The sequence below is a fragment of the Methyloceanibacter sp. genome (assembly GCF_051306395.1).
Taxonomy (GTDB): Bacteria; Pseudomonadota; Alphaproteobacteria; order Rhizobiales; family Methyloligellaceae; genus Methyloceanibacter.
Map to the genome: position 1 here is coordinate 1 of NZ_JBPPND010000247.1, position 2,244 is coordinate 2,244.

General features: G+C 64.2%; 1 protein-coding gene and 1 pseudogene. Both read left to right on the forward strand.

What is annotated here, in order from left to right; all coding sequences use genetic code 11:
• Positions 1-185 precede the first annotated feature (185 nt).
• Positions 186-1,892 (forward strand): FAD-dependent oxidoreductase, encoded by a 1,707-nt coding sequence (locus tag ACSLE4_RS13050; protein ID WP_435904872.1) that lies wholly within the window; start codon positions 186-188, stop codon positions 1,890-1,892.
• Positions 1,893-1,965: 73 nt separating this feature from the next.
• Positions 1,966-2,244, forward strand: a pseudogene (locus ACSLE4_RS13055) (hypothetical protein); the annotation flags it as partial.

Consider the following 2,244-nt stretch of genomic DNA (forward strand, 5'->3'; position numbering starts at 1 on the left):
CGCTTGAGCCCTTCCCGCCGGCAACCTTAATCCTTCCCTTCTCCTCGTTTAGCCCTGCGCCGTTCGGCGGTTCACCGCCGTGCCACGCGCGGGCTCTAAGCGGTTGACGGGCCCCACGCGTGACTTGACGCGCCGGGGCATTGGCGTAGGTATTTGATCAAGCGACGCAAAGGCTGGGCAAGCCTATGACTGGCAAAGAAAAGTCAGACAAGAAGAAGAAAGTCCTCGTGCTCGGCGGCGGCTTCGGCGGCGTATTCGCCGCGAAGTCTCTGGAGAAGTTCGGCCGCGGCACGGTCGAGGTCGAGCTCATCAACAACAACAACTACTTCGTGTTCCAGCCTTTGCTGGCCGAGGTGGCGTCCTCCAGCATCAACTCTTCCGACGCGGTGGTGCCGCTGCGGCAGCTCCTGACGCGCGTCCAGGTGCGCCAGGCGCGCGTCATGGGCATCGACTTCAAGAAGAAGTCGGTCATCGTCATGCAGGGCTCGCGGATGACACCCGTCGAGCTGAAATATGACGAGGTGGTGCTCGCGCTCGGGACCGGCGTCGATCTCGAGCGCATTCCCGGCATGGCCGACCACGCGCTGACCATGAAGGATCTCACGGACGCGCACATGCTGCGCACCCATGTGATCGGATGCTTGGAAACTGCCGACGTCACCACCGAGCGCGTGGTGAAGGAGCAGCTGCTTACCTTCATCGTGGTGGGCGCGGGCTTCTCCGGCGTGGAGACCGTGGCGGAAATGCGCCAGCTGATCCGCCGGGCATTGCCCTACTATCACAACATCTCGGTCGATGAGATCCGCACGTATCTCATCGAGTATGCGCCGCGCATCCTCCCGACCTTCCCGGCCGACCTCGCCACCTACGCGACGCAGCAGCTCAAGAAGCAAGGCATCGAGGTTCTGACCGGTGTCGGCACGAAGTCGGCAACATCGACAGGCGTTGCGCTCACCAATGGGGCCACTCTCAATGCGTCGACGGTCGTGGCGACGATCGGCAACGGGCCGCATCCGCTGGTGGAGATGCTCGGGCTCGATCTCCATTGGGGCCGCATCGTGACGGACCGCTTCATGCGCGTGCAAGGGCATGACCATGTCTGGGCGCTCGGCGACGCGGCGCTCATTCCGCTCAGCGACAATCCGCAAGAAGACCCGGCGGATTACGCTACGCAAACCGCGCAGTTCGCCGTGCGCGAGGGCTATCAGCTCGCGGCCAACATCATGGCCAAGCTCAAGGGCGAGAAGCTCAAGCCGTTCGCCTACACATCCAAGGGCTCGCTCGCCTCGCTCGGCATGAGCAAGGCCGTGGCCGACGTCTACGGGATCAAGCTGTCGGGCCTGCTGGCCTGGCTGTTGTGGCGCGGCTTCTATCTGTCGTTCCTGCCCGGCTTCGCCGCCAAGTTCCGCGTCGGCGTGAACTGGCTGCTCAACGCCATCATGCCGCCCAACCTCGTGCAGCTCAGGATGCGGCCACCGGCCACCCGCTACATTCATTTCTGGAAGGGCGACAGGGTGTTCGAACCGGGCATGCTGATCGACGGCTTCTATACCGTGATCCACGGCGCCTTCAGGCTGACCATCGACAATCCCGACACGGGCGAGCATTTCGAGAAGGTGTTCGGCCCCGGCGAGCATTTCGGCGAGCGGGTGCTGGTTAAGTCGGAGCTGCGGACCGGCCTCGTGGAGGCGCTGGAGGACGGGCTTCTGCTGTTCATTGCCCAGAAGGACTTCACGCGCTTCGCCCGGGCCTTCCCCTTCCTCGACAAGTACTTCACCGACTACATCGAGAAGACCTTCGGCGGCCCCGAAAAGGCCTTCGCGCCGGGCTCGACCAACCAGCGGCCGGGCAAAGCCGCCGAAGAGAAGCCCGAGCTGGCCAAGACCCGCTAGACGTCAGAGGGCCGTGGATGAGGCCGCGAAGCGACTCCCTTGAAGGGGTCGCAGTCCCTATATTCGCCGCATCATGACAAGCCAAAAGACCACCCAATCCGCCGCCGGCAAGCCCGTGGCGCGCGGCGACCACGTCTACCTGATCGACGCCTCCGGCTATATCTTCCGGGCCTATCACGCGCTGCCGCCGCTAACACGGCCCTCCGACGGCCTGCCCGTCGGCGCGGTGCACGGCTTCTGCGGCATGCTGTGGAAGCTGCTCCGCGAGACGGGCGAGCTCGACCCGCCGACGCATCTGGCCGCCATCTTCGACCTATCCGAGCACACGTTTCGCAACGATCTGTTCTCGGGC

Coding starts and splice junctions, on each gene's coding strand:
- ACSLE4_RS13050 (WP_435904872.1), top strand. CDS start 186: ATGACTGGCAAAGAAAAGTCAGACAAGAAGAAGAAAGTCCTCGTGCTC.